Origin of the sequence: Natrinema versiforme (assembly GCF_005576615.1) — an archaeon.
GTDB classification, from domain to species: Archaea; Halobacteriota; Halobacteria; order Halobacteriales; family Natrialbaceae; genus Natrinema; species Natrinema versiforme_A.
Genome location: NZ_CP040330.1, coordinates 3,740,642 through 3,747,116, shown reverse-complemented (window position 1 = coordinate 3,747,116; position 6,475 = coordinate 3,740,642). Strand labels below are relative to the sequence as shown.

The 6,475-nt window shown below is 64.3% G+C and carries 9 protein-coding genes; 6 read left to right on the top strand and 3 right to left on the bottom strand.

Annotated features, from left to right (window positions below):
- Positions 1–111 precede the first annotated feature (111 nt).
- From FEJ81_RS18550 to FEJ81_RS18535, 5 genes are all read left to right on the top strand, one after another.
- Positions 112–750 carry an Era-like GTP-binding protein gene (locus FEJ81_RS18550; protein ID WP_138246677.1) on the top strand — a complete coding sequence of 213 codons (639 nt, stop codon included), beginning with the start codon at positions 112–114 and terminating at the stop codon, positions 748–750.
- A 5-nt stretch (positions 751–755) separates the two neighbouring features.
- Positions 756–1,157 (top strand): DUF2073 domain-containing protein, encoded by a 402-nt coding sequence (locus FEJ81_RS18545; RefSeq protein WP_090618424.1) that lies wholly within the window; start codon positions 756–758, stop codon positions 1,155–1,157.
- Entirely contained in the window at positions 1,157–2,182 is a 1,026-nt protein-coding gene (locus tag FEJ81_RS18540; RefSeq protein WP_138246676.1) for an OapC/ArvC family zinc-ribbon domain-containing protein, read from the top strand. Before FEJ81_RS18545 ends, FEJ81_RS18540 begins: the two co-directional genes overlap by 1 nt.
- Positions 2,183–2,491: 309 nt before the next feature.
- On the top strand, positions 2,492–2,581 hold the full coding sequence (locus FEJ81_RS24540; protein WP_463605658.1) for a hypothetical protein: 90 nt from the start codon (positions 2,492–2,494) through the stop codon (positions 2,579–2,581).
- The gene (locus FEJ81_RS18535) at positions 2,581–3,366 is read left to right on the top strand and encodes a DUF7089 family protein (RefSeq protein ID WP_138246675.1); all 786 of its coding nucleotides are present in this window, start codon (positions 2,581–2,583) and stop codon (positions 3,364–3,366) included. Before FEJ81_RS24540 ends, FEJ81_RS18535 begins: the two co-directional genes overlap by 1 nt.
- A gap of 195 nt (positions 3,367–3,561) precedes the next feature.
- On the opposite strand, the gene FEJ81_RS18530 is transcribed toward FEJ81_RS18535, so the two are convergent.
- The gene (locus tag FEJ81_RS18530) at positions 3,562–4,140 is read right to left on the bottom strand and encodes a DUF7090 family protein (RefSeq protein ID WP_138246674.1); all 579 of its coding nucleotides are present in this window, start codon (positions 4,138–4,140) and stop codon (positions 3,562–3,564) included.
- Positions 4,141–4,477: 337 nt separating this feature from the next.
- On the opposite strand from FEJ81_RS18530, the gene FEJ81_RS18525 reads away from it, so the two are divergent.
- Complete coding sequence (locus FEJ81_RS18525) at positions 4,478–5,158, top strand: class I SAM-dependent methyltransferase (RefSeq protein WP_138246673.1); 681 nt, start codon at positions 4,478–4,480, stop codon at positions 5,156–5,158.
- 183 nt (positions 5,159–5,341) lie between these two features.
- On the opposite strand, the gene FEJ81_RS18520 is transcribed toward FEJ81_RS18525, so the two are convergent.
- A complete protein-coding gene (locus FEJ81_RS18520) occupies positions 5,342–5,917 on the bottom strand; it encodes a DUF1684 domain-containing protein (protein WP_138246672.1) in 576 nt (191 codons plus the stop codon).
- A 148-nt stretch (positions 5,918–6,065) separates the two neighbouring features.
- Complete coding sequence (locus tag FEJ81_RS18515; RefSeq protein ID WP_138246671.1) at positions 6,066–6,302, bottom strand: DUF7127 family protein; 237 nt, start codon at positions 6,300–6,302, stop codon at positions 6,066–6,068.
- Between the last annotated feature and the right edge of the window lie 173 nt (positions 6,303–6,475).

The window sequence follows — 6,475 nt, the reverse complement described above, 5'->3', positions numbered from 1 at the left end:
CGGCTACTAACAACTCTTTCACATCGAATTGTCTACATGTCTGACGTAGGCTTAAGTGAGTCCAGTTTGTAGTACGCGCAACTGCACCCCGCGGTGCTGGAGGCCCCCACGATGGGACTGTTCACAGAACTCAAAGATAGTATCTCTCGGGCTACGGATCGCCTGTTTTCGGAACAGGAGCCCAAACGAATCGGTATCTACGGTCCGCCGAACGCCGGCAAGACGACGCTCGCGAACCGGATCGCGCGTGACTGGACTGGTGACGCGGTCGGCGCGGAGAGCCACGTCCCTCACGAGACGCGTCGCGCACGCAGAAAAGAAAACGTCGAGATCGAACGGAACGGGAAGACGGTGACCATCGACATCGTCGACACACCGGGTGTGACGACGAAGGTCGACTACGAAGAGTTCACCGATGAGATGGAGAAAGACGACGCCATTCGACGCTCCCGCGAAGCGACCGAAGGTGTTGCCGAAGCGATGCACTGGCTGCGGGAGGACGTCGACGGCGTCATCTACGTGCTAGACAGCGCGGAGGACCCGATCACACAGGTCAATACGATGCTAATCGGCATCATCGAGTCCCGCGATCTCCCCGTCCTCATCTTCGCGAACAAGATCGACCTCGACGAATCGAGCGTCAAGCGGATCGAGGACGCCTTCCCGCAGCACAAGACGGTGCCGCTGTCCGCGAAGGAAGGCGAGAACATGGACGAAGTGTACGACAATATCGCGGAGTACTTCGGGTGATTACGATGCCAAAAGCTACCAATGCGGATGATTCGGACGCACCCGACGGCGTGCAGATCGACCTGATCAGCGGCGAGCGCATGGACGGGATGGCGACGATGGAGAAGATCAGGATGATCTTGGACGGCGTCCACGACGGCAACATCGTCATCCTCGAGGAAGGGCTCACTCCCGACGAGGAGAGTCGGCTCATCGAGGTCACGATGGCCGAGATCAGCCCCGACGAGTTCAACGGGATCGAGATCGAGACGTACCCCAAATCCGAGACCCGCGACTCGTCGCTGCTCGGCCGCATCATGGGGGGTGACGAGACGGAAGCGAAGCTGACGGTGATCGGCCCGGCGAATCAGATCGAGACGCTCCACAAGGACGAAACGCTCATCAGCGCGCTCGTGTCCCGTAACTAATGCCGCATCAGTGTACGAACTGCGGCCGGACGTTCGCCGACGGCTCCAAGGAGATGCTGTCGGGCTGTCCCGACTGCGGCGGGAACAAGTTCCAGTTCGCGCCGACCGCGACGGCCGCAGCCGAATCGTCCGCCGGAACCGAGACGGACACCGACGACTCGGGATCGGTCGACACCGCGAGTACTTCGGCACAATCCTCGGCCGGCGAGTCGGACGGCGTCGCGACTCGAGCCGCGGAGACGGTTCGCGACTGGATGTCGACCGGTTCCGGCGACGAGCCGACGACCGACGCCGCCGAGCGATCGCGTTCGGACGACTCGACCGCGACGTCGGCAGCCGCAGCGAATCAGTCGTGGCCTGCGAGCGAGGACGCCGCCGCTCCGGAGTCGGACACGTCGCCGGACGGCGAGTTCGACGAGTGGCCGGAGACGGCTCGACGCCCCGAGGATCGATCCGGGTCGCCGGACGAGACGGCCGCTGACGCGGCGACCGAGGCGGGGTCGGCCGATCGAACGCGGTCCGACGGCGACTGGCCGGACCAACCCTCGAGCGGGCCGACGGCTACGATGGCGGACGACGAGAATTCGGCACAGGCCGACGCCCGGAGCGCAGTCGTTCCCTCGGACGATCTTCCGTCACATTCCGAGACGCCCGGTCGTGATTCCGAGACGTCCGGCCGAGACGGGTCCGAACGCGATCCCGACGCCGGACGTATCGCCGATACGCACACCGAAACCGGACCCGAGACCGAAGCCGCGACCGGAACTGGGGCCGACGACGACCAGCCCCCGGAGCACGGGCGCGTCGTCAGCGAACCGAGCGGCCAGCGCCCGTCGATCGAAGAACTCCGGGCGGAGCTCAACGAGCAGTTCGAGAGCATCAAGATCGTTCGCCCGGGACAGTACGAACTCAACCTGATGGAACTCTACAACCGCGACGAGTACATCATCTCCTTGCAGGAAGACGGGCGGTACGTGATCGACGTGCCGGATTCGTGGCACGCCGGCGACGACGGCGAGGACTGAGCGGCCCGGTTCACGCTCCGCTCGCTGCCCGCATCAACTTCGCCGCGGACGCCGTCGTGTCTCCGGACGGCTCGTGAGAACACCGGAGCGTTTCGACTGCGCTTCTCCGTTGATCGATCGGGACAATCCGTCTCCGCAAACGGTTCGCTCCACACGAAATGACGGCCAGTTCACATCGCCGACTCCCCTGCGTCCGACTCGCTCGAGCGCTCGAGCGAAACCGAGGAGAGCGCTCTCGTGGCGCACGGAGAGGCGGCACACTGAGCGGAGACAGATGGATTTAAGCGACGCGGAGACGACCCCACGCACATGAGCACCGCAACCAAGGTCGTTCTCACCACGGTCGCCGCATCGGCGCTGCTGTCGATTCTGCTCGTCTTCCAGAACGCGTTCGCCTGATGTTCGAGGCTCGAGCGCTCTCGGACCGGGTCGAGGCTGTCCGGGAGGCCCGCGTCCCCGACGTACAGGTCCTCGACTGCGAGCGCGACTTCGAGACGCTGAACCCGGCGCTCGCCGAGGATCTCGGGCTTCTCGTCGACGCACTCGAGCCCGCGAGCTATCCCGCCGAGTGGTTGCCCGACGACGCCCCGGCGTTGCTCGCCCGCTACGCCGGGTCGGATCTCACGATCGGGATGCCGGGCGACGGCAGCGTCGTCTGGACCCGACAGACCCAACCGCCGGTCGTGCTGGTCAAACCGCGCGTCGAGGGCTCTCCCGACGCGTTCGTTGACTTTCTGATCGCCGAGGCGCTCGTCCAGGTCGATCTCGATCTTCCCGAACACTTCGTCGGCTTCTTCGAGGAATCGTACCGCGACTTCGACCGGGCGGTCGAGCTCGATCCCAACGGCACCTATCAGGTCGCCGCGGCGCTGTACGACGGCTGGGTCGGGCTCCAGACCCGCGAGGTCTTCGCGGAGTGGCACGACGACCATCCCGAACTCGCCGACGCGTGGCAGGACGCGGGGACCCGACTCGAGGACCGCGTCTCGGGGCTTCCGCGTGCGGTCGCGCGCGGCGACACCGAGTTCGCGGACGCGACGGAACTCGCGTGTGCCGCGATCAAACACGCGATCGAACTACCGGCCCCCTTCGCCGCACTGGACACCGAGGCCTATCTCGACCACGGCCCCGAGTACGCGATTCGGTGGGCCGAGAAGACGTTCGACTCCCTCGCGGACGAGTAACCGACGACAGTTCGCCGTTTCTATCGTCGTTTTTCGACCGGGCGTATCCGAGCACCGACGATCTGTGAGTCCAGTGTTCTCGTACGGATCGCACTCGGAAAACGGGACTCTCGCTATCGTGGTGGCGGAAATCGCTACGGGGTAGATTCAGTTGCCGTGGCAGGTCGGACCCTGAGAATCGCGTGGCGCTCGCGTTCAGAACTCGGCGTCGACGCTGCCGTCCTCGTCGAGGTCGATGATACCGTCGAACAGTCCGCGGAACTCGTCGACGACCGCCTCGTCGTGGGGTTCCTCCGAGAGATGAAAGAGACCGACCGCGTCGTGGTCCGCGAGCAGTTCGAGAATTCGCTCGACGGCCTCGAGCGCCTGTTCGTCGCCGGCGTAGTAGGCGAGTTCGGTGACGGAGTCGAAGCTGATGCGGAGTTTGCCGTCGTGGTCGTCGAGGAAGCCGTCGATGTGTTCGACGATGCCGTCGATGTCGTCGGGTGCGGCGACGTAGTGGACGGTCTCGCTCGAGCGCCGCGAGTAGCCGCGTTCGATGCTGAGCGTATCCAAGATTTCGGCGCACTCCTCGTCGACGTCGTAGTGCTCGAGTTTCTGTCTGACTTCGCGGGCGGTGGTTCGCGTGGAGATGACGAGGAAGTTGTCGGTATCGGTCTTGAGGAAATCGGTGTCGATGCGGTCGGTCTCTCCGGTGCTCGGGTGGAGGAGGAGCACGCCGGTCCCGCCCGGTATCGTGTCCGGGGTGCCGTCTATTTCAAGCGTGTAGTCCATATTGGCGTCAACAACTTTGGGAACTCCCTTAAGCGTGCGGATGTCCGTTCCGACGGAGTCGCGGCTGACGGTCGGCGTGGGAACTCCGGTGAGTGGAGGAAGGGTCTGAAAAACTGGCGAGGGGTTGGGACAGCGGACTCACCGAGCGTGACACGAAATCCGGATGCCCGCGGATTTCGAGTACCGACGACCCTTCACCTCCTAGTTTTTAGGCTAGCCTAAAGTATCTATCGGTGGTTCTCCGCTCGGTGAGAACGGTGGGGCTGACTCGAGTGGCGCGGCCGAGTGGCGCGGCCGATGGGAACGCGTTTAGGCCCGCGGGGCCCATGTTTTCCATATGAGCGTACGCGAGGAGTTCGACGACTGGGCGGCGAGCGGCCGCGATAGAGGAATGGAGGAGCGCCACTGGCACACCGCAAAATACGCGCTCGCCCGGATGCCCGTCGAGTCCGGCGACACCGTGCTCGATCTCGGCTGCGGGAGCGGCTACGCCGGCCGAGCGCTCCGGGATACCAAGGGCGCCGGCCGGATCTACGGCCTCGACGGCTCGCCGGAGATGGCCCGCAACGCCGCGGGCTACACGGACGATCCGAACGTCGGGTACCTCGTCGGCGACTTCGACGAGTTGCCGTTCGCTGACGACTCCATCGATCACATTTGGAGCATGGAGGCGTTCTATTACGCGGCGGACCCCCACCATACCCTCGAGGAGATCGCCCGCGTCCTCCGACCCGGCGGCACGTTCTACTGCGCCGTGAACTACTACGAAGAGAACGTCCACTCCCACGAGTGGCAGGAGTTCATCGCGATCGAGATGACCCGCTGGGATCGCCGGCAGTACCGCGAGGCCTTCCAGGATGCGGGGCTGGCCGTCGCCGAACAGGACAATATCCCCGATCGAGAGATCACTATCCCCAGCGAGGCCGAGTTCCCCACTGAGGACTGGGACAGTCGCGAGGACATGGTCGAACGCTATCGCGAGTTCGGGACGTTGCTCACCGTCGGCGTCGCCCCGTGAGCATTTCGTACTCGGTCGTTGTCACCGACCTGTCAGCGAAAACCCCCTGATTTCGACTCGAGCCTTCGATTCGCCGCGTACAGCCCGTAACACGTCCGGTGGTTCGAGTCGAAACGCCCCTCGCACACACGTAATCGAGAGTCACTCGAGTTGCCGTCTCGTTCCCGAGGCCGGTCGCTCGCGCTAGTCGTCCCGTTCGCCGGCCGGAATCGTTACCTCGAGCCAGTTCTCCTCGGGAGGGAGCGGACAGTCGAAGGTATCGCTGTAGGCGCAAAACGGGGAGTACGCGAGGTTGAAGTCCACGACGATTTCGTCGCCGTCCGCGAGGTCGCCCGTCGGCTCGAGTTCCATGTACCGGCCGCCCTGGTAGGTCTGCTGGCCCGTCGTCTTGTCGCGGAACGGGACGAACAGCGGCTGTTCGTTCGGGCTCTCCTGCCGGTAGGCCGCCAATTCGAACGTGCCGTCTTCTAGGTCCTCGTTTTCGCGGTCGAGGTCGAACTCCAGCGTCGCGACGCGGAGATAGCGCATCTCGCGGCCCGCGGTGGTGTCGATCAGCACGACCTCGGGCTCTTCGTGGACTCGCGCCGTCGCGGTCACGCGGTAGGTCGGGTCCGGGTCGAAGTAGTCGAGCCCCTCGAAGTCCTCGCGCTCTTCGGGCGGGATCGGCGACTGGGGATGGTCGGCGAAGAACTCGTCTTTCTCGGCGCGTTTCGACTCGAGTTCGTCGCGCCAGCGGTCGACGTCGATAGAATCGCTCATAGCCGAAGTAGTCGACGGACCGGGGAAGGCGTTGCGCTTCGGTCCCGTTTCGAAATACCAGCCGGCTCGGTCACGGGTCGACCCGGTCAAAACACAAAACAGTGGCCAATCGATCGCTCGTCCTCGCCGCAGTCGGTCGTAGCGGTCGCTACTCTTCGATCGTGAGGACGCCGTTTCGCGCGGAGACATCGCTCGCCTCAGGCGGGAGCTCGAACTCGAACTGCTCGCCGTCCGCCACGATGATCGCGGTCGAGCCGACGATGTCGACCGAGGTGTCTGCGGCCGAACTACCGAAATCGACCGCGATGATGCTACCGTCGCCGTACTCGAACGTACGGATGACCGCGTCTTGGTCGACGTTCTCGAGGGATTGGGGAACCTTCACAGACGGCCGTAGGAACTCTGGTGGTTAAAGGGTCACGCTGGCAGCAACCGGTGCGTGGCGTCGGTGGTACTGTCGGACCGTCGTTTCGAGTCGCCCGAGCAACCGCCGACAACTCGATACTCGCTCCCGACATCCGCTCCGGACATTTATCCCACATGACGCGGCTATTCGAG